General features: G+C 67.2%; 23 protein-coding genes. 14 read left to right on the forward strand and 9 right to left on the reverse strand.

Features of this window, described 5'->3' with window-relative positions; genetic code table 11:
- From IG98_RS0100065 to IG98_RS0100075, 3 genes are read right to left on the reverse strand one after another with little or no spacing between them, the layout of a single operon-like run.
- Positions 1-1,875, reverse strand: a complete 1,875-nt coding sequence (locus tag IG98_RS0100065; RefSeq protein ID WP_051751278.1) for a non-ribosomal peptide synthetase — start codon at positions 1,873-1,875, stop codon at positions 1-3.
- Between the two features lie 8 nt (positions 1,876-1,883).
- On the reverse strand, positions 1,884-2,759 hold the full coding sequence (locus IG98_RS0100070; protein WP_169750045.1) for an NAD(P)-dependent oxidoreductase: 876 nt from the start codon (positions 2,757-2,759) through the stop codon (positions 1,884-1,886).
- A 10-nt stretch (positions 2,760-2,769) separates the two neighbouring features.
- Positions 2,770-3,582, reverse strand: coding sequence for a class I SAM-dependent methyltransferase (locus IG98_RS0100075; RefSeq protein WP_157594076.1), 813 nt, complete (start codon positions 3,580-3,582; stop codon positions 2,770-2,772).
- Positions 3,583-4,025: 443 nt separating this feature from the next.
- Here IG98_RS0100075 and IG98_RS0100080 point away from each other — a divergent pair, with 443 nt between their 5' ends.
- Positions 4,026-5,246 (forward strand): cytochrome P450, encoded by a 1,221-nt coding sequence (locus tag IG98_RS0100080; RefSeq protein WP_030903778.1) that lies wholly within the window; start codon positions 4,026-4,028, stop codon positions 5,244-5,246.
- 75 nt (positions 5,247-5,321) lie between these two features.
- Here the strand turns inward: IG98_RS0100080 and IG98_RS0100085 are convergent, their stop codons facing one another.
- Positions 5,322-5,864, reverse strand: coding sequence for an EF-hand domain-containing protein (locus tag IG98_RS0100085; RefSeq protein ID WP_030903781.1), 543 nt, complete (start codon positions 5,862-5,864; stop codon positions 5,322-5,324).
- Positions 5,865-6,230: 366 nt separating this feature from the next.
- On the opposite strand from IG98_RS0100085, the gene IG98_RS0100090 reads away from it, so the two are divergent.
- Positions 6,231-6,662 carry a PPOX class F420-dependent oxidoreductase gene (locus IG98_RS0100090; RefSeq protein WP_030903783.1) on the forward strand — a complete coding sequence of 144 codons (432 nt, stop codon included), beginning with the start codon at positions 6,231-6,233 and terminating at the stop codon, positions 6,660-6,662.
- Positions 6,659-7,522, forward strand: a complete 864-nt coding sequence (locus tag IG98_RS0100095) for a patatin-like phospholipase family protein (protein ID WP_051751282.1) — start codon at positions 6,659-6,661, stop codon at positions 7,520-7,522. The genes IG98_RS0100090 and IG98_RS0100095 overlap by 4 nt, the downstream gene beginning before the upstream one ends.
- Positions 7,523-7,577: 55 nt before the next feature.
- Here the strand turns inward: IG98_RS0100095 and IG98_RS0100100 are convergent, their stop codons facing one another.
- Positions 7,578-7,949, reverse strand: a complete 372-nt coding sequence (locus tag IG98_RS0100100; protein WP_030903788.1) for a hypothetical protein — start codon at positions 7,947-7,949, stop codon at positions 7,578-7,580.
- A 222-nt stretch (positions 7,950-8,171) separates the two neighbouring features.
- On the opposite strand from IG98_RS0100100, the gene IG98_RS0100105 reads away from it, so the two are divergent.
- The gene (locus IG98_RS0100105; protein WP_030903791.1) at positions 8,172-9,095 is read left to right on the forward strand and encodes a TIGR03620 family F420-dependent LLM class oxidoreductase; all 924 of its coding nucleotides are present in this window, start codon (positions 8,172-8,174) and stop codon (positions 9,093-9,095) included.
- Positions 9,096-9,156: 61 nt separating this feature from the next.
- Positions 9,157-9,510 (forward strand): glutaredoxin domain-containing protein, encoded by a 354-nt coding sequence (locus IG98_RS48270; protein WP_084195044.1) that lies wholly within the window; start codon positions 9,157-9,159, stop codon positions 9,508-9,510.
- Here the strand turns inward: IG98_RS48270 and IG98_RS0100115 are convergent.
- Positions 9,501-10,250 (reverse strand): DUF4184 family protein, encoded by a 750-nt coding sequence (locus IG98_RS0100115; RefSeq protein ID WP_030903796.1) that lies wholly within the window; start codon positions 10,248-10,250, stop codon positions 9,501-9,503. The genes IG98_RS48270 and IG98_RS0100115 overlap by 10 nt on opposite strands.
- Positions 10,251-10,390: 140 nt before the next feature.
- Between IG98_RS0100115 and IG98_RS0100120 the strand changes: the two genes are divergently transcribed.
- Genes IG98_RS0100120 through IG98_RS50010 form a run of 3 tightly spaced genes read left to right on the forward strand, consistent with a single transcriptional unit; the run spans position 10,391 to position 12,083 of the window.
- Entirely contained in the window at positions 10,391-10,939 is a 549-nt protein-coding gene (locus IG98_RS0100120; RefSeq protein WP_030903798.1) for an RNA polymerase sigma factor, read from the forward strand.
- Complete coding sequence (locus IG98_RS0100125; RefSeq protein WP_030903800.1) at positions 10,936-11,895, forward strand: hypothetical protein; 960 nt, start codon at positions 10,936-10,938, stop codon at positions 11,893-11,895. Before IG98_RS0100120 ends, IG98_RS0100125 begins: the two co-directional genes overlap by 4 nt.
- Before the next feature lie 47 nt (positions 11,896-11,942).
- A complete protein-coding gene (locus IG98_RS50010) occupies positions 11,943-12,083 on the forward strand; it encodes a hypothetical protein (RefSeq protein ID WP_157594078.1) in 141 nt (46 codons plus the stop codon).
- Positions 12,084-12,319: 236 nt separating this feature from the next.
- Here the strand turns inward: IG98_RS50010 and IG98_RS0100135 are convergent, their stop codons facing one another.
- On the reverse strand, positions 12,320-12,676 hold the full coding sequence (locus IG98_RS0100135) for an MmcQ/YjbR family DNA-binding protein (protein WP_030903803.1): 357 nt from the start codon (positions 12,674-12,676) through the stop codon (positions 12,320-12,322).
- Between the two features lie 370 nt (positions 12,677-13,046).
- Here IG98_RS0100135 and IG98_RS0100145 point away from each other — a divergent pair, with 370 nt between their 5' ends.
- Positions 13,047-13,607, forward strand: a complete 561-nt coding sequence (locus IG98_RS0100145) for a riboflavin biosynthesis intermediates N-glycosidase (protein WP_037969077.1) — start codon at positions 13,047-13,049, stop codon at positions 13,605-13,607.
- A 56-nt stretch (positions 13,608-13,663) separates the two neighbouring features.
- On the opposite strand, the gene IG98_RS50015 is transcribed toward IG98_RS0100145, so the two are convergent.
- Positions 13,664-14,557 carry a hypothetical protein gene (locus tag IG98_RS50015; RefSeq protein ID WP_157594080.1) on the reverse strand — a complete coding sequence of 298 codons (894 nt, stop codon included), beginning with the start codon at positions 14,555-14,557 and terminating at the stop codon, positions 13,664-13,666.
- 294 nt (positions 14,558-14,851) lie between these two features.
- On the opposite strand from IG98_RS50015, the gene IG98_RS0100155 reads away from it, so the two are divergent.
- From IG98_RS0100155 to IG98_RS46465, 5 genes are all read left to right on the forward strand, one after another.
- The gene (locus IG98_RS0100155; RefSeq protein WP_030903809.1) at positions 14,852-16,144 is read left to right on the forward strand and encodes a helix-turn-helix domain-containing protein; all 1,293 of its coding nucleotides are present in this window, start codon (positions 14,852-14,854) and stop codon (positions 16,142-16,144) included.
- A 14-nt stretch (positions 16,145-16,158) separates the two neighbouring features.
- A complete protein-coding gene (locus IG98_RS0100160; RefSeq protein WP_030903811.1) occupies positions 16,159-16,890 on the forward strand; it encodes a toll/interleukin-1 receptor domain-containing protein in 732 nt (243 codons plus the stop codon).
- Positions 16,887-18,833, forward strand: coding sequence for a hypothetical protein (locus IG98_RS0100165; protein ID WP_051751284.1), 1,947 nt, complete (start codon positions 16,887-16,889; stop codon positions 18,831-18,833). The genes IG98_RS0100160 and IG98_RS0100165 overlap by 4 nt, the downstream gene beginning before the upstream one ends.
- 9 nt (positions 18,834-18,842) lie before the next feature.
- Positions 18,843-19,949 (forward strand): hypothetical protein, encoded by a 1,107-nt coding sequence (locus IG98_RS44360; protein WP_157594084.1) that lies wholly within the window; start codon positions 18,843-18,845, stop codon positions 19,947-19,949.
- A gap of 178 nt (positions 19,950-20,127) precedes the next feature.
- Positions 20,128-23,187, forward strand: coding sequence for an AAA domain-containing protein (locus tag IG98_RS46465; RefSeq protein WP_051751288.1), 3,060 nt, complete (start codon positions 20,128-20,130; stop codon positions 23,185-23,187).
- 27 nt (positions 23,188-23,214) lie between these two features.
- Here IG98_RS46465 and IG98_RS0100180 read toward each other — a convergent pair whose 3' ends face one another.
- On the reverse strand, positions 23,215-23,913 hold the full coding sequence (locus tag IG98_RS0100180) for a hypothetical protein (protein ID WP_030903819.1): 699 nt from the start codon (positions 23,911-23,913) through the stop codon (positions 23,215-23,217).
- Between the last annotated feature and the right edge of the window lie 273 nt (positions 23,914-24,186).

Here is a 24,186-nt window from a genome sequence, read left to right on the forward strand (position 1 = left end):
TCAACTCTGTCGTCCTTTCCAGCGGCGTTCCTCCAGTGACCGGCTTCCGGCGAGCAGGTTCCTCCTGCTCGCGGTGGCCGTCGCGAGGTCTCGCCCGGACCGGTCACGATCCCCGGCGCGCGTGTCGAGAAGTGCCGCGAGCGACCGCACGTCGGGGGCCGCGATGAGGTCGGCGACGGGGAGCAGGACCCCCCGGCGTTCGTGGATGTCGGCCTGGAGGGTGATGAGGTCGACCGAGGTCCCGCCCAGCTCGAAGAAGTTCTCCTCCGCGCCGACCTCGTCGACTCCCAGGAGCAGCCCCACCAGTTCGGCCACCTCCCGCTCTCCCGGGCGGGAGGACACCGTGTGGCCGTGCCGCGGCCGGCCGCCCGCCGGGCTCGGCAGCGCCGCGCGGTCGATCTTGCCGTGGGAGGTCAGCGGGAACCGGTCCAGCGTCACGAAGAGCGACGGGATCATGTACGGGGGGAGCCGACCGGCGAGCAGCTCGCGCAACTCGCCGGCGGGAACCCCCGGCCCCCGCGAGAGCTGCGCGTACGCGGTGAGCCTGGCGGTTCCGGTCTCCTCACCGGTGGTGGTCACCACCGCTCCGGTGACGCGCGGGTGGAGCATCAGGGCCGCCTCGACCTCGCCGGGTTCGATCCGGTATCCCCGGACGTTGAGCTGCTCGTCGATCCGCCCCACGAAGTCGATCTCTCCCCCTGGCCGCCGCCGGGCGAGGTCGCCGGTACGGTACAGGCGCGCGCCCGGGCGCCCCGCGAATCTGTCGGGGACGAACCTCTCGCGTGTCAGATCGGGCCGCTTCAGGTATCCCCGTGCCACACCGCGCCCTCCGACGCACAACTCGCCGGTCTCCCCCGCCGCGACCGGGTCCCCCGCCGCGTCGAGGATGTGGACCTCGACCCCGGCCAGCGGGCGTCCGACGGACGGCCTGCCCGCCCCCGGCCGGCAGCGCCCCGCCGTCGCGGACACGGTGGCCTCCGTCGGACCGTAGGCGTTGAACAGGCGCACCCTGCGCGCCCACCGCTCCACCAGGAACTCCGGCAGCGCCTCGCCACCCGAGGTGAGGGTGGTCACCGGCACCGGGACGTCCTCGGGCAGGGTGGCCAGCAGCGACGGAGCGCCGGACAGGTGGGTGATGTCCAGCTCGCACAGGATGCGGCTCAGCTCGCGGCCGTACAGCGGCACCCCGGCCTCGGGGACGCACAGGGTCGCGCCGTTGAGCAGGCTCATCGCGAACTCCCAGACCCAGGCGTCGAACGTGAACGGCGCGAACTGCAGGACGCGGGCCCCTTCGAGGTCGCCGAAGAGCAGCCGCAGCCCCTCCGCCAGGTTGGTCACGCCGCCGTGGTCCACCAGCACGCCCTTGGGGGCACCGGTCGATCCGGAGGTGTAGAGCACGTAGGCGAGGCTGTCGGCCCGGGTCGCCGGTGCGGTGCCTCCCTTCGCCGATCCGGCGGCGGGATCCGGCCTGCCGAGACCCGGCCGTACCGAGCGCAGGCCGTGTCCCGGTAGCAGTTCCTCCGGATCCCGGTCGGCGACGACGATCCGGGCACCCGTGTCGGACAGCACCAGCTCGTTCCGTCCCACCGGGTGCGACGGCGGCAGGGGCACGTAGGCGCCACCGGCCTTCCAGATGGCCAGGACCACGGCGGGCAGCAGGAAGGAGCGCTCCATCAGCACTCCCACCGTGTCGCCCGCCCGCACCCCCGCCGCCACGAGCTCACCGGCCAGGACCGTGGCGTGCTCGCGCAGTTCCACGTACGTCATCCGCCCGCCCGGGTGGACAAGGGCGTCACGCTCGGGCGCGACCTCGGCCCATCTCTCGAAGAGACGGTCGGCACCGGCCGCGCCGCCGACCGGTTCAAACCCGTGCATGTTTCCCCTCAGCGGTTATGGACGGCCGCTCGGCGGCTGCGGAACTGTTCGGTGAGCACCGCCACGTGCTCACGCCGGTAGCCCTGCTCCATCGCCTTCAGCACGCGCTCGCGCATCACGCCCAGGTAGGACTGGTCGATCCCGGCCCGCTCCGCGATGCCGGTCAGGTTGTTGAGGACGTCCAGGTGCGAGGTCAGCGGAGCCTGCTCGAAGGTGTAGTCACGGCGCGCGATGAGACCGAGGCCGACGCCGATCGTGTTCTGGAAACCGGGGTCGTAGAGCGGCACGGATTCGGCGAAGTCGTTGAGGGGGACGCCCAGGCTCTCCGCGATGGCCGAGCATTCCAGGAAGCCGTTGACGAACGCGTAGTAGAAGGCGCTGGACACGACGTGGTACGCCTTCGCGTAACCGGGATCGGAGCCCAGACGCACCTGCTTGCCGGAGAGCGCCTCGGTCACGCCCGCCAGTTCCTTGAAGTCCTCGGCCGCCCCGCCGTAGACGGTGAAACAGTCCTCGGTGCCGATGGCGTCCGGATAGTTGAGGATCGCCGCCTCCAGGTATCTGCCTCCCGCGGCCTCGACCCGCGCCCGCAGCGGGGGGACGTCGTCGGGAACGCCGCTGGCGTTCTGCACGACGAGCCTGCCGGAGAGATCGGCCGCGGCCTCGTCCAGCACCCGGTGGGTGACCTCGTAGTTGAGCAGGCAGAACAGCACGATCGGGGAGTCCTCGATCGCGGCGGCCGCCTTCTCGTGGACGTGGACGTTCCTTCCCGCGAGCCTTCCCGACCGCTCGGGCGTGCGGTTCCAGACCGAGACCTCAAGGCCGGAGTCGGCGCAGGCCCGCACCACCGCGGAACCGATCACGCCGGTTCCGATGACTGTCATGTCCGCCATGTCAGTGCTCCATCCTGTTGAAGGTCATGACCACCCCACCGACCTCGGTGGCGTCCGCCCAGGCTGCGAAGGTGTCGAGCAGCCGCTCGGCGCCGGCCCCGGTCTCAAGCCTCTCCCGGAGCGCCCGTACGAGCCGGGAGAAGGAACCGCGCACGTTCTCCGTGATGTCGACGAGTTCGGTGATCGCCATCCCCGCCTCCCGCGCCGCCGACAGGTGGTCCTCGGGCGTGTCGAGCGACACGGCGTTCAGCATGGCCAGATAGGGGCCGATGCGTCCGCGGATCTCCTCCGTCATCGGAACCCGCAGGTAGGGCGTCTCGACCACCAGGCGTCCCTGCGGGCGCAGTACCCTGGCGATGCCCCGGTAGAGATCGGCGATGTCGAAGTGCGGGGTGACCTCGAAGGCCAGCACCGCGTCGAACGAGGCGGTGGCGAACGGCAGGGCCAGCGCGTCGACGCGCCGGAAGTCCACCATCCCCGTCATCCCGTGCGCCGCGGCGTGCTCGGCCCCGTTGCGCAGTGCCTGCCGGTCGATGTCGATCGCGACGACCCGTGCCCCGGATGTCCGGGCCAGGCGCACCGCCGGACGGCCGTTGCCGCAGCCCACGTCCAGCACCTGTGAGCCGGGGCCCACGTCCAGCCGGGCCAGCACGAAGTCGGTCATCCGCTCCGTGGCCTCGGAGATCGCGGTGTCGTCGTCGGGCCCCGCCCAGAAACCGTAGTGCCGGTCGGGTCCCGCCGTCTCGCCCACCAGTGCGGCGAGCTCGTTGTAGGTCGACTCGATCTCCGAGGGAGCCGTTCTGACGTTTCCCACGTCCACCCGGAGTTCGGAGTCCTCAGCATCCAGACCAGAAATGAGAAACCTCCCGAACCGGCATCAATAAGCTTAAATTGCCGATCGAATCAATTCCCCGGCCGAGCGAAACAGTAGCAGCGGGGGTCGACACAGTCGACGACCTCGAATATCGGTTTTCCACCCACTCGGGTCAACACTTCCACGAACGGCAGTACCGGCATACCCCCCTTTCGCCATAAAACCATTTATCGACAAAGGGGGGATCTGTCTTTCTTGGTTTTGCCTTTCCCGCCCCACGGGTAATCCGGCTACGGAAGCCGGCCCGCCTCCGCGGATGGCGAACCAAACGACGGCACCCGACTCAGGCTGACGGGCGGCAACGGCGACGCAGAGGTCCGGCGCGGTGGCCGATTCCGGACGTGAACCCAAGCCAGCGAACCGAGTCATTCACCGGAGAGACCGTGGACATCATTCCCGAGCCCGTCGACTACCCTTTCGGTAAGCCCATTCGTCTCGACGTCGACTCCGAATACGCGCGGTGCCGCGAGCGGCCGGGGCTGACCAGGGTCCGCCCGCCCTACGGTGACGACGCCTGGCTGGTGACCCGCTACCACGACATGCGTTCGGTGCTGCGCGACCGCCGTTTCGTCCGGACGCCCCCCGCCGGCGGCGACGAGGCGCGTCTCACCGTCCTGCCGCTCCAGGACAGCATCCTCAACACCGACCCGCCACAGCAGACCCGGCTGCGCCGGGTCCTGGCGAGCGGGCTCAGGTTCAACACCGAGCGGATCCACCTGCTCCGATCGATCGCCGAGCAGCGTTCCGTCACGCTCATGGCCGGGTTCGCGGACACGCCTCCCCCGTACGATCTGGTCGGCGACTACATCAAGCCGCTGGTCGTGGAGGTGCTGTGTCCGCTGATCGGGATTCCCAGGCAGGACCTCGCGATCTTCCTGAACTGGTTCGAGGGGTTCGCGAGCACCGCACTGGCGGCCGACGTCGTGGAGGCCAGGGTCGAGGAGATCTCCCGCTACACCGACCGGCTCATCGCCGCCCGGCGCGCGGAGCCAAGGGACGACCTGGTCAGCGTCCTCGCCCACGCCCTGGACGAGGAGGGTCCCGACGGCGCCCCCGCCGAGGACGGGGGGCTCGCCGAGGCGGAGATCAAGGAACTGGTCAACGACATCCTGCTGGCGATCGACAACGTCTCGACACAGCTGACGAACGCCTTCTACCTCCTGCTCACCTCACCCGGGAAGCTGGCGGAGCTGCGCGCGGATCCCGGGCTCATCCCGGCGGCCGTCGACGAGCTCATCCGCTACGCGCCCTTCCCCTCGCACGTCACCTTCGCCCGCTACGCCACCGAGGACGTGGAGGTGGGTGGCACGCTGGTGCGCGCGGGAGAGCAGGTGCTCCCCGCCCTCCCCTCGGGCAACCACGATCCGTCGGTGTTCGCCGACCCCGGCGAGCTCGACTTCCACCGCGGCGCCAACCCGCACCTGTCCTTCGGGTACGGAACGCACCACTGCATGGGGGCGCCCCTGGTGCGCATGCTGATGGGGGTCGCGATCTCCTCTCTGTCGGCGGGCCCGCCGATGCGCCTCGCCGTCTCGGACGACGAACTGCCATGGCGCTCGGATCTGCTGATCCGCCGCGTGGAGACACTGCCCGTCACCCGGTGACGCCGCTCACCGGAAAAGACCGCGCGAAAAAGGTGGCGGTCGCCGACCGCACGACCGCCACCCTCGTCACCCTGGCTATTTCACCTGACCGAAGACCTGGCCGGTACGGGAGGTGAGCTCGCCGACGAAGAAGTCGCGGCAGGCCCTGAAGTATTCCTCGCTGCTGATCTGGCCGTCGCGGTTGGTGTCGATATTGCCCGCCCCCTTCTCCGCCTCGCTGCTGGACAGCCCCCAGGACTGCAGCAGCTTCGCGTACTCGGATGGGGACAGGAATCCGTCGTCGTCGATGTCGGCCGCCGCGAACTCGGCATCGGTCACCGGGCGAAGGAGCTTCTCGGCGTTCTCCTTCTTGGCGTTGTTCTCCATGTAGGAGCGGAACTCCTCCTTGGAGATCTCCTCGTTCCTGTCGGCGTCCATGGCCTCGGCCATGGCCACCCAGGCCCGGTCGTACGCCTCCGTGAGGCGGCGTCCCTTGGCGGATCCCTTCTCGTAGCCGAAGTGCTTGAGGGTCCTGTCCGCCAGAGCCTGCAGGTCGCTGTGCTGGATCCTGCCGTCGCCGTTGACGTCGACCAGCTTGAACCAGTGGTCCGATTTGCGGGCAATAGCGTCTATAGCCATTATTTGCTCCATTCATATGACGGCTGACTTCCGCAGCTGGAATACCCGTCATAGAGCAATAAAAAAACCAAAGAACGAAAAATTCCAACACCCTTGAACCCACACCATAAGACTATTCATAAAAAATCACAGCTATCCATATTTGACCGGTATGCTGCTATGCTCCAGCCTCGTTCTGAAGCGCTTCCCAAACAGATCCACGATGCCGACGAGGTCGCGGCGCTTCCGGCCCCACCTCGCCACGGTCCGCCCGCCACGGCCGACCGATCCAGCCGGGAGCCGGGCTCCGGATCGTCCCGCCAGAGCCACCCGAAATCGTCGGAGTCAGTTGACCTCAATGGCACTTAAGGTTTCAAACTGGCGGACATGACTCTCATCGGCATCGAACGGAACTACCTCGTGGCCCAGCGGCACGGGCGGCTGGCGACGGTGGCACCTGATGGCACCCCGCAGAACAAGCCGGTCGGATTCCACTACAACGCGCAGCTTGGCACGGTCGACGTCTACGGGCACGGCATGGAGACATCGGCGAAGTTCCGCAATGTCCAGACCAACCCCAACGTCGCACTCGTGGTCGACGATGTCGTCTCCGAGGGAATGTTCGGCGTTCGTTTCCTGGAGATCCGCGGGCGGGCCGAGACGATGTCGGAGCCGACCGCCCCCAAGGATCTGAGCACGTGGCTCATCCGGATCCACCCTCGCCGGGTGATCGGCTGGAATGTCGATCCGGATCACCCTGGCCTGCATACGCGCGATATCGCGACTTCCGGCCCCAACACGACAGGAGCGGGACGATGATCGAGCCGACCACACCGGACGGATCACCCGGACCTGTCGAGAGGGCGGTCGTGCTCGGCCCCGGAGGGATGGTCGGCACCGCCTGGATGGCCGGGCTCGCCGGGGGGCTACGCCGCGACGGTGTGGACCTGGCCGACGCCGACCTGGTGGTCGGCACCTCGGCGGGCGCGATCGTCGGCGCCGTGCTCACCACCGGCCAGGATCTTGATCGGCTCGCCGCTCTTCCACCCTCCGCCGATCCCGACGGCGCCACTCCCAAGGAGAATCCCGACCGGCTGGCCGAGGTGTTCGCCGTACTCGGCGATCCCAGCCTGGAACCTGCGGCCGCCCGGCGCCGGGTCGGCCGCCTCGCGCTCGCCGCCGAGACGGGCACCGAGCACGCGCACGTCACTCAGATAAGCTCCCTGATCGCCGCACGCGAATGGCCGGACCGAAGACTGCTCATCATCGCGGTGGACATCGAAACCGGCGAGCCCCAGGTCTGGGACCGGGACGGCGGCGCGCCGTTGCCGGCCGTCGTGGCGTCGAGCTGCGCCATGCCGGGCATCTACCCGCCGATCACCGTCAACGGCCGGCGGTACATGGACGGCGCCCTGCGGTCCGGAAGCAATGCCGACCTCGCCTCCGACGCCCGCATGCTGGTCGTCGTCGAACCACTGGCGCACCTGTTCCCCGCGAGTCCCCCGCCCCGGGACACGATCGTGACGATCGCTCCGGACCAGGCGGCGCTGGACGTCTTCGGCCCCACCCTGCACGACCGGACGACCTGGGAGCCGGCCTACCAGGCCGGGGTCCGGCAGGCCGCCGAAGCCGCCCGGCGGATCCGTGCAGTCTGGCGCGACAGCACCGGCAGCACCTGACGCCTCGCGTCACGAGCTACCAGGTCAACGGTGCGGAACGCCCGGCCGACTGCCGTCACCGGTAGCGGAAGCCGTCGAGGAAACGGCGGAAGACGCCGCCCACCCAGGGTAGCGGCTCGGCCGGCGGCGGGGCCACCGCGCGCTGCCTGGCGATGGGCTGGTCGTAGTCGGTCCGCGCGATGGCGTCGACGACCTGGGCCTCGTCGAAGTCCTCGGAACCCTCGATCACCGGCACGAAACCGACCAGCATCCCGTTCCGCATCACCAGCGCCTCAAGCCCCGCCGTACCGTCGGTGTCCCAGTCGGCCTCACGGCCGTCGGGCAGCAGGACCCGGACCCCCATCTGGTAGCCGCCTCTTGCCAGTTGAGCGTTGATGCCACGGTCACGCAACGCGTCGACCACCCGCCGGGCCCGGTTCTCTTCCATCTCCTCCAAGGTAGCCCGGCCTGGCCGCCCGCGAGCATCGACCGGCCCGTCGCAGGTCGGCGACCGATTCCCTGATCCGCCACCGGGTACAGAGCCTCCTGGACCCTGGTGACGGAGACCGGGCCACCGAACCCGGCAGCCCGGAGCCCTCGGCTCCGTGGCGTTCGGTCAACCTGAGGATCCTCTGTCGATCGTGACAGGAGTCCGGAAAGGAACACGAAGATGTCCGAACGCACGGCACCGCCCCCGGTGGATCTGCCCGCGCTCAAGCGGCGCCTCGGCGGCATCGGTGTGTGGCTGGGGTCGATCTCAGCGGCACCCGCGGCCGAGGCGCGACGCGCGGCCACCACGATCGAGCGGCTCGGCTACTCCACACTGTGGTTCGGCGAGACCCCGAACAGCAAGGAGGCCCTGGCCAACGCCGCGGTGCTGCTGTGCGCCACCGAGCGCCTGATCCTGGCCACCGGCATCGCCAACATCTACGGACGAGACGCGACCGCCGCCGCCAACGGGGCCAGAACCCTCATCGACGCGTGGCCGGAGCGCTTCGTACTGGGCCTGGGGGTGAGCCACGCTCCGCTGGTCACGAGTCGCGGGCACGACTACGGCAGACCGGTGTCCGCCATGCGCGCCTACCTGGACGCCATGGACGCCACCGTCTTCGGCTCGCCCCTGGTGGAGGAGGCGCCGAGGTTGCTGGCCGCGCTGCGCCCGAAGATGCTGGAGCTGGCCGCGACCCGGGCCCAGGGAGCGCATCCCTACTTCGTCACCCCCGAACACACCGCCAGGGCCCGGAGGATCCTCGGCCCCGGCCCCGTCCTCGCTCCCGAGCAGGCAGTGGTGGTCGACACCGACTCCGAGCGTGCCCGTGCCACCGCGCGCCGCTACATGGCCCTGTACCTGGCCCTGCCCAACTATCTGAACAACCTGCGTGACCTGGGCTTCTCCGACGCGGACTTCGAGGAAGGCGGCAGTGACGCGCTCGTCGACGCGATCGTGCCCACGGGGGACGCGGAGACCGTCGCCGAACGGGTCCGCGCCCACTACCCGGCCGGCGCCGACCATGTCGCCGTGCAACCCCTTGCCCGGACACTCGATCAGCAACTGGAACAGCTGCGACTGCTGGCTCCCCTCCTCGTCGGCTGACCACTGCCCGTCCACAGGAAGGGAGAGTGCCCGGATTGGGCGGACTTGAGATACTTCTCCCATGTCCCCGACAACCTTCGTCCTCATCATCGCGTTCGTGGTGCTGGTCCTCACGAACCTGCCTCGCCGAGGCCGGGCCACGTCGCACCAGGACGCCGACCACCAGGGCGTGGTCGTCTACTGGCGGCCCGGCTGCACGTACTGCATGAGGCTGCGCACCCGCCTGCGTTTCACCCGGCTGCGCTACAGCGAGGTCAACATCTGGGGAGATCCCGAGGCGGCGGCGTTCGTCCGCTCGGTCGCGGACGGGAACGAGACGGTACCGACCGTGACCGTGGCCGGAAAGGCGATGGTGAACCCGTCGAAGAGCCAGGTGCTCGAAGCGGTCAGGACGCAGGTGGACCCTCAGGCCTGACCCCGCTGTTCGGAGCGCAGTAGCGACCACACGTGCCACGCGACCGTGTAACCGACCAGCACCGCGCCGAATCCCCCGATCCCGCCCAGAATCACACAACGCACCAGGTCGTACAGACTCACCGCGGCACGGTCACTGCTCCCCAGCACGGCCGCGCCGAGGACGGCGACACCCGCCCCGGCGGCCAGCACCCACCCGCGTACCCACCCCGTCACGCCGGGCCACCGTCCCGGCCGTACGGCGGCGCGCCGGTACCACAGCGCGAACCAACCGGCCAGGACCACCAGCCCGCCCAGCGAGCTGACGTACATCACCACGTTGAACACCCGGTGCGCCCCGACGACCGAGACGCGCATCGCCGGCCAGTGCACCACGGCGAAGCCGCCCACCTGGGTGAACCCGTCCCACACCAGGTGTGTGGCGACACCGGCCAGTAGCGCGGCCGACACCGCGACCCCGTTCCCCAGGGGCGCCCGGTCGGGCAGCCGGTCACGTACTCCTTCCGGGGCCAGCGCCGTCAACGGCGCGCGGAGCAGCCACTGGAACACGACGAGCACCGCGACTCCGACCGGCAGGGTCACCAGCAAAGCGCCCGGCCAGCCGTGGGTGGTGTTCGAGGAGAAGGGCAACGGCAGGTAGTACGGCAGATCGGGCACCATCGCACCGACCGCCAGCGCCGAGGGGGGCAGCCATCGCCGCAGCGGCAGGATCGCGACGGCATGGCTCAACGTGAAAGGCATGCCCCATTGTCGACGTCGGCGGCCGTGAGCTCGCACACCCGAAATTTCCTGAGTCTGCGCGAAATGATGGGACCGCCCATGCCATGTAGGGAGTGTCAACTTTTCGTACCCGCAAAGGAGACCTGCCTTGGGAAGCGCCCGTGGATGACGACTGGCCGGCCAGATTCGAGGCCGTCTATCGGGAGACATATGACCAGATCACGGCCTACGCCGTGCGCCGCTGTGACGCGCCGCAGGACGCGGCGGACGTCGTGGCGGAGACCTTCACCATCGCCTGGCGCCGGGTACGCGAGCTACCACCGGGACGAGAGGCCAGGCTCTGGCTGTACGGCGTGGCCCGCAAGGTGCTGGCCGACCACCGCAGGAGCGCGACCCGGCGCCGGGAACGCAGCATCGAGCTCGACGCCGAGATGGCCGACCTCTACGGGAGTTCACCCGAGAGCGGCGTCGAACTGAGCGTGATCGCCCAGGTGTTCGGGAGCCTGTCCGACGACGACCGTGAGCTCCTCTCACTGGTCGTCTGGGAAGGGCTGGGGCGCGAGGAGATCGCCACGATGCTGGGTCTGTCACGCAACGCCGTACGTATCAGGCTGCACCGTGCCCGCAGGCGTTTCTCCCGCGCGCTCGACGAAGCCGGTGTCCGGTCCACCGTGGAAAGCCGGATGGTTCCGGCGGGGAGGTCGCTGTGAAGAACTTCGATGAGATCAGTGAGCTGCTGACGCCGCTGGCCCGGGTCGAGCCCGGGCGGCCGGACAGCCACGCGTCCGGTGCGGGGGCACAGGCGCTGCTGACCTCGATCACGGCCCAGGAGCCGGGACGTGCCCGTCGACCCGGTCTCCTCCGGCGCGGCCCCCGCCGTCTCGCGCCGATCCTGGCCGCCGCGGTCGTGCTCGCGGCGGGCATCGTCGTGGGTCCGAGCCTGCTGGAGGACGGGGGTGGCGCGGCCACCTCCTACGCCAACTCCGCGGTGGAGATCCACCGGGAGGGTGACCAGTATGTCGCCCGCATCAAGGACCCGTTCGCCGACTACGACAGGTACGTCGAGGCGTTCCACGCGGTCGGTCTGAACGTCGATCTGCGCCCGGTGCCCGTCTCACCGGGCGCGGTGGGAAAGACCCTGGGGATGGTCGTCACGGGCAAGGACTCTCTCGACCCCGACCTGGCCCTCTCCGGCCCCCGATTCGGGGGTGTCACCCTCTCGGTGGAGACGGTACCCAGGGGATGCCAACCAGGACAGAGCGACCGCTGCGTCATGGTGATCCGGATCCCCGCCGGTTTCACCGGCGGGGTGAACGTCAGACTGGGACGCCAGGCGAAGCCAGGAGAGGAGTACGCGAACTTCGACGCGGCCCTGGCCCCGGGTGAGATGTTCGCCGGAGTCCGGCTGAGAGACGGCCGCTCCGTGGACGACATGCTGGCCGAGGCGCGCGAACGCGGCCTGACCGCAGTGTTCAGCCTCATCCGGACGGACGAGGAGACGGGCGGCCTGTCCTTCGAGCCGCTACCCGCGGACCGGGTCGGACGCGGCTGGATCGTCTGGCACGCGTGGCAGGTGAAAGCCGGCGTGATCCGGTTGCTCGTCACCCCCGAACGCCTGCCCGAGAACCCGTTCCACAACGGAAGCGCACCACCGCCCGCCTCCTGAGAGGTCATCGGTGTCATCTCGCCGTCCGGCCATGACACGGTGTAGCGGTGTCCGATCTCACCAAACTCGGCCGCGAGGTCGGCGGCTTCGACGACACGATCCGAAACGAACACCGCTACGAGATCGTGGTACGCGGCTTGTCGACGTCAGGTGGCGACCCCGGACAGGTAAAGTCGAGCTCCTTCTGACCTCGGCCGTCGTGGTCGGCGTGGTCAGCGGCCCGGACAAGGTCGAGCGTGTCCGTACGCTCGACGCCGACGTCGCGGACGCGTGCGGGCCGGTCAGTCTCTTGGCGGCCCGCACGCGTCCGCGCGGCTCTGAGCGAGCCCCACCATCCGCAGGGCTGCCCGGTCGCCGCAGTCGCGCCGGCAGAAAGACAGTGGACCGGCTCCCGGTACACGACAGGTGATCACGCAGGCCGTGCTCACTCCAGGCGGGTGAGCAGGTGCTTGGGTGCGACGGTCCGATAGGCATCGGTGACGATCTCGGTGAGTTCGGCCCAGTCCTGGGGAACGTCGAGGTAGACGCCCAGCCAGCCGCGGTGACCGACGTACGGCGGCCGGAAGAAGCGCTGGGGCGCCTCGGCCGACAGGGCCTCCTGGACGCCGGGCGGGGCGGCGCACCAGAAGGCGAGCCGGTCGTCATGGTGATGGTCGGCGTACATCACGAACATCTTCTTGCCTCGGACGAACCAGGCCGGCTCACCGTGACTGGGTCGTTCGGTGCTCTCGGGGAGCCCGAGACAGAGCCGGCGCAGCGACTCCAGCGGATCATCGGTCACGACCAGACGATACTTCACCCAAATGTCCCCGTTACCTCTCAGCCGGGCAGGCGGTCAGCGGGGTCGCCCGGATGGGCGGGTCGGCCGATGTGACACCGGCGAACACCTCCCACAGGAGTGTCCGGGGTGATTCGGCGACGAGGTACCGCACGCGACCAGATCAGCCGCCGTACGCTACGAGATCATGGCTGTTCCATTGGGGGAAAGAGTGTCCGCCGGTCATGACGCCACTCGAAACGACGGGCTTCGAAACCTCACCACGTGGCGTCGTTGACGACAGGCGACCCGACCGACCACCACGCGAAGATCATCAGTGCCATCTCGCTTTATCCGCTGGCCGTACAGTGACCAACCATGACACGGTGTACCGGTGTCCGACCTCACCAGGCTCCCCCGCTCGGTCGCCGAGGCCATCGCCGCCGAGCGGTCGCGTTATCTGTTCTTCTGGGGCCACCGGCCGTCACGTGACGGCGGGGTCGGCGCCGGATGCCTCAGCCAGTGGTGGGAGGTCACCTTCACCGCGGAGGGGCACCTCTTCCGGTCCGCCGAGCACTACATGATGGCGCACAAGGCGTGGCTGTTCGGCGACGACGAGACCGCGGCGCGGATCCTCGCCGCCGAACACCCCGGCGAGGCGAAGAGACTCGGCCGCGAGGTCCGCGGCTTCGACGAGACCGTGTGGAACGAGCACCGCTACGAGATCGTGGTGCGCGGCAACATCGCCAAATTCGGCGCGCACCCCGAGCTGAAGGAGTTCCTGCTCGGCACCCGGGCCCGCGTGCTGGTCGAGGCCAGCCCCGTCGACCGGATCTGGGGCATCGGCCTGACCGCCGATGACGAACGCGCCGCCTCCGCCGCCACCTGGCGAGGCCTGAACCTGCTCGGCTTCGCCCTGATGGACACCCGCGACGCACTGGAGGGCACTCCCTGAAACACGGCTTGACACTCGCGGCGCTGTCACTGGTGGTTCGGTAGAACCAGAGCGCCTCACCCGGCAGTCCGGCCGCTGATCCGGATTGATGCCTTGCCCTTTGTTGTCTTGCCAAGACGATCACAGGTATGGCACTCATATTTGAGATCCGGCTGGCCTCGTCTGCCTGCTTCGTAACGGATCAACATGCGCTGGCAGCGGCCGCAGTCGTCGCCGAGCTGCCCGCTACCGGGCGCCGCGCCCGGACTGCGTCGTTGAGCACGGCGGACCGCGTCGGCGAAGGCCGAGTGCTCCGTCCGCAGCACTACGCCAGGGTCCGTTCCGAGCAGTGAGCCAGTCGAGGACCAGACGATGTCGCCGATCACCGCGCCCGATTCCAAAATCGGCACGAGCGGTCGGACATTGATTCCCTCTCGCCTTGCCCGCAATGCCTCGGCGGACAAGTAGCCGTCTGGATCCGGCTCGACCCAGATCGTCACGGCTTCGGTGCCCGGATGCTCATTGCGAATCGACCGCAGCGCGGGAAGAAGCACCGGAAGTTCGCGCAATAGTGCCCGAGGAAGCCACATCTCGACGGTTCCGGCCCGAGCGAGATCATCCTTGAGTCGATCCACGATCGCACTTTCAACATGCTCTGTAGCGCCGGTGGAACCTACGAGGAGCTTCTCCCACGGCAGACGTTGCGCCCGGTCAAGCAAGTGAGCGAAGAACGTCCACACCGGGTCGCGTGTGGCGCCGGGCGGGTGGAGGTTGTTAAGGGCACCGATGATCGCCAGGTTGTCACGAGCACGGCTCGCCGCGACGTTGAGAAGGCGTGCGCCCTCGCTTCCGGCACCTCCATTGGTGAACCATGGATGTAACGGGGAAACACCGTGGCCGGTGTCGACGGTGTCATAGATGACGATGTCACGCTCCCCCCCTGGAATCGGTGGACCGTGGAAGCGGCCCATTCTTCAAGTCGTGTCTCGGCCAAATCTTCTTCCGGTAAGTGCCATTCACGGTTTTCCGGTGACCAATACCAGATCGGCTACCAACAACGTATCCCGCAGGGTGGCCGGTGTTCTCGATCAGGAAGAACTCCCATAGAGGCCCCGAAGCCATCTGGACAAGATCTGCTGTTTCCTATTGCCTTCGGAGTTGGAAACAGGAAACACCAGAACAGGTCTTGTCTGTCCGACACCGGCTAACACAGTCTTGCAAGCGGTGATTCACGGCTGCTCGGACAGGCGGTGACGGAGGTTCATGTGGTCCAGCAGCCAGTCACCTTCGGCAGGGAACTTCGGAGGCGGCGTCTCGCCGCCGGCCTCACCCTTACCGATTTATCCAAGCTGGTGCATTACAGCAAAGGCCAGCTCAGCAAGGTCGAGCGCGGTATCAAAGCGCCGAGCCGCGAGTTGGGCCGCCTCTGCGACGTCGCACTCGACGCCAGAGGCGAGCTCGCCGCTCTGGTCCGCGAACGGCCTCCCAAAGAAGAACTCGTACAGGAGAAGAGCGGTGACGAGGATGAGGTGTGGCTGATGCAGTTGTCCTCAGACGGGCAGAACCGGTTCCACCCCATGAGCCGAAGACAGGCGCTGGCAGCGGGGGCGGCTTCGATCGCGGGAATGAGCATCGGCGGCCCGGCAGCCTTGCCCGGAGCCGAGGACACGACGCTCCTGGGAGCGTCCCGATCTCTGTTCGACCAGTATCGACAACTCGGTCAGACGGTCAGTCCCGGGCTCCTGCTCCCCGCGCTCATCGCGCAGACCCATACGCTCCGAGAGCTGTCCGCCCATGCCGGTTCCCGGACCCGCCAGGGGTTGCTGAGGCTCGGTTCCCGGTACGCCGAGTATGTCGGTTGGCTGGTGCAGGAGACAGGAAACGAGCAGGCGGCGCTGTGGTGGACGCAACGCGCCGTTGATCTGGCGGCTGCCGGTGATGATCATGACCTTGCCGCCTATGGACTGGTCCGCCAGGCACTGGTCACCCTCTACCGTGAGGATGCCTCCCAGACCGTTGAGCTGGCCCAGCAAGCACAGAACGGCAAGGTCCCGCCGCGGATCCGCGGCCTGGCAGCGCAACGGGAGGCGCAGGGCCACGCGCTCGCGGGTGACTATGACGCTTGCATGCACAGCCTGGACCGGGCGCGTGCACTGCTCGTCGGCCACGCATCCGACTCTGACGCGCCCATCATCGGCACCACCAACCTGTCCGATCCGGTCGCGATGATCACCGGCTGGTGCCTTTACGACCTGGGACGGCCGGCCGAAGCCGCCGAAATCATGGAGACACAATTGGCGCAGGTGCCGCCCCGGGCACTACGCACGCAGGTCCGTTACGGAGTGCGCTGCGCACTCGCCCACGCCGCTGCCGGAGAGATCGACCACGCGTGCGACGTGATCAGCCGACTGCTCGACAGCGCTGTCACGGTGAGTTCGGCCACCATCGCCGCGGACCTGCGCAACCTCGCCCGCGCCCTGGCCCGTCACCGACAGAACCGGTCAGTGCGCGATCTCAATCCTGAACTCAGCGCGACCCTGCAGATCATCGTCCCGTAGAGAGGGAACCCGCCATGCCCGACGTGTTCATCAACTATCGCACTGGAGACGGAGAGAAGACCGCTCTTCTCCTCGAAAAGGAACTATCCGCAATTCTCGGGGGAGAGGAACGGATTTTCCGTGCCACCAGGTCCATCAAACCTGGCCAGCGCTTTCCCGAGGAACTACTCGGCAACGTGCGGCGCAGTACCGTCCTCCTCGCCGTGATTGGCCCCAACTGGATCCAGTCCCCCAGACTTCATGACGAGGACGACTGGGTCCGCCGGGAGCTCCTTGAGGCATTCGCCCTCGGCATACCGGTCGTGCCGGTTCTCGAAGGGCACCGGACAAAACGGCTGGACCGGGCGGAGTTGCCGGTGGAGCTGGCCTGGCTCGCCGATACCCAGTCGGTGCACGTGGATCTGGAGGATCTCCAGGCGGACCTCACGCGTCTCGTCGCCAGGCTCGCCGACTGGGTACCGTCATTCAGGGCGGTGAACCATCTCAGGCCGCCGGCTCCCGGCTCCGCCACCAACTCGGCGGGCGATGTGCACGGCACGGCCATCCAGGGCCGCGACATCACCACCGGCGACGTCGGCACCGTCATCAAAGGTGACAACGGGACCATTCACGCCGGTAAGGGCAATATCTATCGCGACTCCCAGCACTTCTCCGGCGATGGGGCGGCATACGTCGCCGGAGACAACCACGGAGGAATCGGTCACCAGTTCGGCGACTCCCACAAGAATGAGGAGAACGGCCGTTGAGCGACCAGATCAGGTCCTCCGTCTTCATCGGCCGCGAAGCGGCGGTGCACACGGGTAACGGCAACCAGATCATCTTGCTGGGCGAAACCACGGGTAAGGATCCCCGACGCATTGCCGATGATCAACTGTCATGGTTCCGACAGCGTTTCCTACCCCCCGGAGACTTCACCAGGGCGGGCGAGGTCCTGGAATCCTGCGGCACCGTATTCCTGGATGGAACGCCGGGCACCGGAAGAAGGACCGCCGCATGGATTCTCCTGGGTGAGCTGTACTCCGGGAGCGAGACGTTCCACGAGCTCCTGCTAAGGGACAAAGCGCCTTACCTGAACACCAGCCAGGTCGGCGAAGGCGCCTTGGTGCTGGTTGACCTGTCGACGATCACCAGTGAGCAGGTCTGGACCGAGGTACAAGACGAGCTTCCTGACCTCCGCAAGGTCGTGCACGAGCACGGGGCCCACTTGGTGGTGGTCCTCCCGACCAGGAGAGTCGAGCGGCTCGGGGCGGATCTCGGCGCCTACCGCGTCAAGATCACCCGCCCAGCAGGCAGAGCGGTGCTCCAGCGCTATCTGCGCATGGAGGGCATCCCGGTAGCCGAGACCGATTCGGCGCCTCAGGCCGCCGCGGACTTCCTGATCAGGAAGCCCTCGATGCAGGAGATCGCCGACTTCGCCGCACTCGTCGTCGAGGCACGGACCACGGCGGGATCAGCGGGTGGATTCGCCTCCTGGTGTGAGAACGCCCTGGCCGTTTTGGACAACCACCAGGGCAACCTCGTCGCCAAAGATCTCGCCGAACTGCGTCAGGGACCGCAACGGGCACTGCTACTGGCCACGGCCATGCTGCACGGAGCTCACATCGACGTCGTCCACCGTGCGACCGCAGCGATGATGGAAGGGGTGGAGCACCCGCAGGACGAACGCCCTCTGCTGGAGCGAGCGGACCTCGACACTCGTTTCCAGGAGATCAAGGCGACACCCGACGCCTTCGGCCGTGTGAGGTTCGACAGGCTCGGATACGACTCGGCGGTCCGGGTCCACTTCTGGACCCACCGACCGGAACTACGGGAGCCCATCCAGAAATGGGTCGGTGACACCGTGGGCCTGACGGGCTTGGAAACGGAAGACCGCGACAAGCTGATCAAGCGGTTCGCCGAGCAGTGCCTGCACGACAGGTATCGAGACCTGCTGCTGACTCTCGTGTCGCAGTGCGCAAAGGACATTGGAAACGGCTTCCGGATGGACGCGGCCGTCCAGGCACTGCGGCAAGGACTCCAGCACGAGCAACACGGCCGGTTCTTCCGGCAGAAGATCTACGACTGGTCGCGTGAGACGATCCTGCCCAGGGGACTCACCCAGGTGCTCGTCGTGGCGTGCTGGCAGGTGATGGCCGTGCGCCACCCGGACCAGGCCATGGTCCGGCTCCATCATCTGGCGCGCAGGGAGCGCGGAACCACACATGCCCACACCGCGCTCGTGCAGTTGGTGGGCGCCGACGCCCAACTTCGGGTCCGGATGCTGGAGCGGTTAGTTAAGCGGCTCCAGCTGGAAGAATGGCCGATCGACGCCGACCTGTTCCTGGAGTTTGCCGATCCGGCACCGCTCACAGCCGCCGGGCCACGCACGCGTGCACCTCTGTCCGACCCCGCCCTAAGAGAACAGCTGATCACCGGCTGGAGCATCGCCTTCCAGCGGCGTCCGTACGAGGTCTGGCGCACGCAGGCGGAGCGTTGGATCCGAGCGGCCTTCGAGGAAGAACCGCATCGCGAGCATCTTCTCGACACGCTGGTCGCCGGAGGCGAGCAACGTGCAGACCTCCTGGCCCGCCTGCACGTCATCACCCGAGACCTGGCACGCCTCGGGACGGACGGACAGGAACGCCACAACTTTCTCGTAGATCGCGTCCTACGGAAGATCAACTTCGCCATGGGTATCGGGGCCGCGTGAGCTGCCATCGTGACAACAGATCAGGGAGGCAACACCATGGGTTCTGGCCACAGGACGGTGACGGTTTACTTTGTCGCCTTCGCGGGATTGATTCTCGCCGGTCTCATCCTGTTCGCTCCACTACCGCCCTGGGCATGGGTGGTGATCGCTGTGGTAGCCGGAATCCTCCTGGTCCTGGCCATGAGGGCAACCCGCCGCGGAACGGATTCCACGCCACCGGTGGAGACGACGTACCTTCCACCGCCACCGATAGAGCCTCGGGAGCAGCGGGTCGTCGAAGTCGCACTGCCGAGTATGGAGGAGGACTACGACTTCCTGTTCTCAGCGACGGTGCGGTGGTCCCCGGATGGCAGGACAGTGAATGAGCCGGTCGCCAACCTCGGCGGCCTAGCGGTCGACACGATCCTGGAACGTGCCATGGATATTACAAAGAACCGGCTCCCCGGCAGGACCTCACTCGTTCAACACGAGCTGAATGGTGCGCTGAGCAGGATGCAGTCGGACGCCAGCGGATACATACGAGCGATGGCCGAGTCGGTCACGCTTACTCTCTCCGATCACGACCGGCAGCGGCTGGACAAGCTCGCCGAGGTGCGCAAGGACAAGGCGGTCTGGGAGCACGAGAGGAAGTACGAGCAGAGCAAGCGGGAGTATCTAGGAGAGGACGTACTGAAAGACCCGGGTAGCGCCGTGGTCTGGTGGCTCGCCAGGAACGACGACCGCGTAGAGAAGGTGGTGCAGGACCTGGGCATCCTCGCCCAGCTCTCCTCCGCCGCAAACAACGAGGACATACCCGAATGCTTCCGGTATCTGGTGCCGGAACCATCCCCCTCACAGTCAGTGGACGATGAGCCGTCCACACCTGGCCCGGGACACGGATCATCCGTCGTCGACCACTTCGAGGCGTTCCTTGAGGCGACGGACTTCCCGGATGGTGACCCGCAACGTGCCCTGTTCACCCGGCAGGTGGCCGACTATCTCGTCAAGCACGGTAGGCAGGATGCGGCTGACGACCTGGTAGGCCGGTTTGACGCGCCCAGTGGCCTCGCCCCCGAGGATGCGATTCCTCCCTACGACCAGCTCGACGAAAGGCCGTCCACCGACGATCCGGGGTGAGCGAGTCGTGATGTTCACCATAATGATCCCGAATACGTTTCTTGAAGGCAGATCGAGGACACGGCAGATTTTTCTGTCCGCTACCGGACTTACACCAGCACTCCTCAACCCCTGCTCAGCAAGGGTACGTTTCTGATCTGTACCGGCACGCTGATCTCCTTACCCCAGAGGGAGCGCGATGACAGGCACGCAGCAGAGACCCTTTCCCGTCGATGATCTCTTACGGGCCGTACGCCTGGAGATCACCGCTGAACTTCGCAGTGACGGCGATGGGGAGAAGGTCTCGCTGACCGCCGGACGCAGAGTCGGAGGTGACGGGGAGATCCAGGAGTACATGTTCTCCTGCAGAAGCTGGAAGGACGCGTTCTCCGGTGAGAAGCTGCTCGTCCGGCTCTCACGTTCCCGCGACCCGTGGGTGAGCACCGAGGCCATGCGGATGCCCGATGGCAAGGTCACGGTCCGCACCGCGGCCGATCTGGGCAGCCAGCCAGGCAACGCTCAGCTACGCAAGGACGAGTCGGCGGGCATGGAGACCCTCGCCGAGCGACTGGAATCCGCTGGCGGGAGCGAGAGTCTGGTCAATCTCACCACGGCGGGCTGGATGCTCGGCCAGGGAAGTCCGCGTGTCAACCGCTGTGCCACCCCAGAACGTTTCATCCGAGGGTACCGCGAACGCGAACTCAATCCCCGGCAGCGGCAGGCGATCGAGCAGGCTCTCGACAGCGAGCTCACCTTCATCTGGGGACCGCCGGGAACCGGCAAAACCGAGGTTGTCGCCTCCATCGTCGAGGGCTGTTACCGGCAGGGGATGCGAGTGCTCTTCGTCGCCCCGACCAAGGTCGCTGTGGACCAGGCGCTGGAGCGGATCTGTGACCTGCTCTCCGGTGAGGAGGGTTTCAAGACGGGGCTCGTGCAGCGCGCCGGAGACATCGAGCTCGCCTCCCTGGCCACCAGATTCGGCGACCAGATCAACGCCGGACGGATCGCCGGACGGATCGCCGCCGCCATCACCGCGCGGATCACCGAAACGCGCGAACTGCTGGACGCAGCGCGTCAGGACCTCGCACTCCACACCGAGGCCGAGCGCGTCTCAGGCGAACTGAGGGACCTGAGCGCGCGACACGACGAGGCCCGGCGGCACGCCGCCGCCCTGCGCGGGCAGATCCAGGCCGGGCAGGCCGCCCTCGCCAGGACCGAGCAGCAGATTCACGAGATCGGCCCCCCTTCCGGGCTCTTCGCCAAGAAGAAACAGGCCAAACTCGACGACCTCGGCCGCGTGCACTGGACACATCGGAACACCGTCGCCGCGCTCGACCAGCAACTGCACGCCGCACTGACCGTACAGCGAAACCGTGCCACCGAGGTCGCCAAACTTGAGCCGGAGCTGGCCGTGCTGCATGGACGGCTGCGGGGAGTTCCCCCGCCCGGTCCTCTTCGGGACGCCATCGAGAGGCTTCAACAGCAACTCAGCGAGTTGGAACAGGAACAGCAGAAGATTACCGAAGTCGTCCGAGGCAACTGCCGCGTCATGGGCGCCACCGTCGCCAAAGCGGTGCAGTCCCGCAAGTTGCTCGACTCGATCGATGTGGTGGTCATCGACGAGGCCGGGATGGTGAACACCCCTTCGGCCTGGTGCGCTGCCGGGCTTGCCACCCGGCGGGTCGTCGTCGCCGGTGACTTCCGGCAACTGCCCGCCGTGACCAGGTCCTCCGGCGACCGGGAGGCCTCCCCCGAGGACAGGCAGCACGCTGTGCTCTGGATGGACCGCGATGTCTTCGCCACGGCCGGGCTGGTGGACCCGGTGGGCTCGGCCCGTCAGGACCAGCGGATGGTCTGCCTGGACACGCAGTACCGTATGCGCCCGTCGATCTGCGAGGTGGTCAATGTCGTGGCCTACCCCGACGCACCCTTGCGCACCGGGCGCGACGACCGCAGCCGTCTCCCGCCCTCGCCACTGATCGACGGCCCGCTGATCCTTGTCGACACCACCCCGCGCCGCCTGCCCAACCCGAAAGGCCGCCGCAACGGGCACAAGACCAACACTGTGCACGAAGCGGTCATTCATGAGCTTGTCCGAGGCCTGCAGTACGACGAGGTCCTGCCCGCTCGCAAGTGGACGGGCCTGGCCACCGGGGAGCGGCCAGCCGACCGGCTGGCTGTGATCGCTCCATTCAGAGACCAGGTGAAGGCTCTGCGGAACAGTCTGACCTACCGGTTCGGCGAGAGCTACGAAGGGCTGGTGGACACCGTCCACCGGTTCCAGGGCAGTCAGCGCCCTATTGTGGTGATCGATACCGTGGCGGGAGCGGGCGACAAGCTCGGCTACTTCTACGAGGGTTCGGGCCTGTCATCCTCCACCTGCCGATTACTCAACGTGGCCCTCAGCAGGGCGCAGGACCATCTCGTCGTCGTCGCCGATACCCGGTTCCTGCACGACAACCTCAGTCCGGGCAGTGAGGCCGCACAGATGCTCGCCCACCTGGAGCGCCATGCGCGGTTACTCCCGGTGGACGAGCTCGTACCGTTCCGTTCCGCGGCCGACCTGGCCGGGCTGGACAAGGACGAGCTGGCCCGGCCTGCGTTCTTCCCCGCCGACGAGGTGTCCCGCGCCATCGCCTGGGACATCGAACAAGCTCAGCGCAGCATCGAGATCTACTGCGCCTTCCTGGACCCGGCCCCCGTCGGCAGATGGCTGCGGCATCTCACCCCGCGCATCGAAAACGGAGTACAGGTCACCGTCCATACCCGGGACCAGGCCGACGATCCACGCAGGCACGCCCTGGTACGAGACCTTGAGGCCGCCGGTTGCCTGGTAGCGGTACGCGAGCGCATGCACGAGAAGGTCATGATCGTCGACGACACCGTGCTGTGGCACGGCTCGCTCAATCTCCTCGCCAACACCGGCGCCACCGACCTGATGATGCGGATCACCGACCCGTCCTCCTGCCGGCAAGTCCGTCACATCGTCGACCGCGCACGGATGGAACGTCCTGCCCGTACCTGGAAGCAGACGTCGCCGGAGCCGGAGCCGAATTCGGCTCCGGATGTCAGAGCCGGTGATGTGCTGGGCGGGCGCCTTTACATAAAGGTCCCCTTCGACAAGAAGGACGAGTTCAAACACGCGCTACAGGCCGCCGGGATACGCCCCCAGTGGCACGGGGCAAGGAAGCTGTGGCATGTCGATGCCACCGTCCCACGACACCTGGTTCAACGATGGCTCCCGCCGGCCACGCACTGACCGTGTCGACGGGTCTGCCCAGCTGTATCAGTCATCCACCGCGACGACCCTGACCGCTCGCAACAAGCCACCTTTGAATTCATGGTGCTGCCCCACGGAGGCCGAGGTAAGGACCTGTCCGAGTTCGGTGAACGGAGACACTCGCTCGTAGCCGTCGAGGTCGACCGCGGAAACGACTACTGCCCCCTCTTCACCGTCGGGGTAACGGATGCGAATGAGGCTGCCCGGTGTGACCAAGCCACATCCGGCGGGGCGGCTACTCAGACGGGGCCAGGCGCGCATGGAGTACAGGTCACGGCGCCGACCGCCCAACTGATCCCGATAGGTCTCGACGTCCTCGCCTCGAGTGCTCAGACCGATGGAACGAGTGCTTCTGAGCATGTCCTCGATCGCCTTGATCTCGGCCCGAACCCGCTCGACCGCGTTGACCGTTAGAAACGCCCCTGCACGAACGCATGCCTCGCCTTGGAAGGACAGGCCGTGGCGTCGCGCGAACCCTCTCAGGCTTTCCCTCACCGTAGAGTGCTCCAATTCGTCGGCGTCCATCCGGTAGCCGCCGAGCCGATAGTCGAATAGGACGTGACCGCCGGTTATCCGTCGTAGCTCTCTGTTGAACTCGGGGTTCTTGGGAAAACGGATGACGAGACTGTTCCCTGCGAGCCGAATCGAGCTGTCCGTTGTCACATACACCACCCATGCCATAGGGATGAACAACATCATCAGCATGCGCCGGCATCATCCGCAATGCGATTTAATAATGGTCCGCCGAACTGTGAGGATATCGACTGGAAAATATGAGCAAGGGCGTACCGGTCCGTCTTCTACGCTCCCATGACAAGCACACCACAAGAACGTGCGGTCCAAGGTCGGCCAACTCCAGGACGAAGTAGCCTGGAGCGTAGGCGAGCAGCACCCTTCCAGGGCCCACTCGTGTTTTCGGTTGGCCGAATCGGCGGGTGTTCCCAGAAACCCGCACAAATCACGGATCTCACCGCGGGC

This window comes from Streptosporangium amethystogenes (genome assembly GCF_000721075.1).
Classification (GTDB): domain Bacteria; phylum Actinomycetota; class Actinomycetes; order Streptosporangiales; family Streptosporangiaceae; genus Streptosporangium; species Streptosporangium amethystogenes.

Excerpts from the sequence above, each read along its gene's own strand:
- IG98_RS0100070 (WP_169750045.1), bottom strand. The coding sequence starts at position 2,759 with ATGACAGTCATCGGAACCGGCGTGATCGGTTCCGCGGTGGTGCGGGCC.
- IG98_RS50015 (WP_157594080.1), bottom strand. The coding sequence starts at position 14,557 with ATGGGCCGCTTCCACGGTCCACCGATTCCAGGGGGGGAGCGTGACATC.
- IG98_RS0100090 (WP_030903783.1), top strand. The coding sequence starts at position 6,231 with ATGACTCTCATCGGCATCGAACGGAACTACCTCGTGGCCCAGCGGCAC.
- IG98_RS0100100 (WP_030903788.1), bottom strand. The coding sequence starts at position 7,949 with ATGGAAGAGAACCGGGCCCGGCGGGTGGTCGACGCGTTGCGTGACCGT.
- IG98_RS0100180 (WP_030903819.1), bottom strand. The coding sequence starts at position 23,913 with ATGCTGATGATGTTGTTCATCCCTATGGCATGGGTGGTGTATGTGACA.
- IG98_RS46465 (WP_051751288.1), top strand. The coding sequence starts at position 20,128 with ATGACAGGCACGCAGCAGAGACCCTTTCCCGTCGATGATCTCTTACGG.
- IG98_RS0100085 (WP_030903781.1), bottom strand. The coding sequence starts at position 5,864 with ATGGCTATAGACGCTATTGCCCGCAAATCGGACCACTGGTTCAAGCTG.
- IG98_RS0100105 (WP_030903791.1), top strand. The coding sequence starts at position 8,172 with ATGTCCGAACGCACGGCACCGCCCCCGGTGGATCTGCCCGCGCTCAAG.
- IG98_RS48270 (WP_084195044.1), top strand. The coding sequence starts at position 9,157 with ATGTCCCCGACAACCTTCGTCCTCATCATCGCGTTCGTGGTGCTGGTC.
- IG98_RS0100095 (WP_051751282.1), top strand. The coding sequence starts at position 6,659 with ATGATCGAGCCGACCACACCGGACGGATCACCCGGACCTGTCGAGAGG.
- IG98_RS0100160 (WP_030903811.1), top strand. The coding sequence starts at position 16,159 with ATGCCCGACGTGTTCATCAACTATCGCACTGGAGACGGAGAGAAGACC.
- IG98_RS0100115 (WP_030903796.1), bottom strand. The coding sequence starts at position 10,250 with ATGCCTTTCACGTTGAGCCATGCCGTCGCGATCCTGCCGCTGCGGCGA.
- IG98_RS0100065 (WP_051751278.1), bottom strand. The coding sequence starts at position 1,875 with ATGCACGGGTTTGAACCGGTCGGCGGCGCGGCCGGTGCCGACCGTCTC.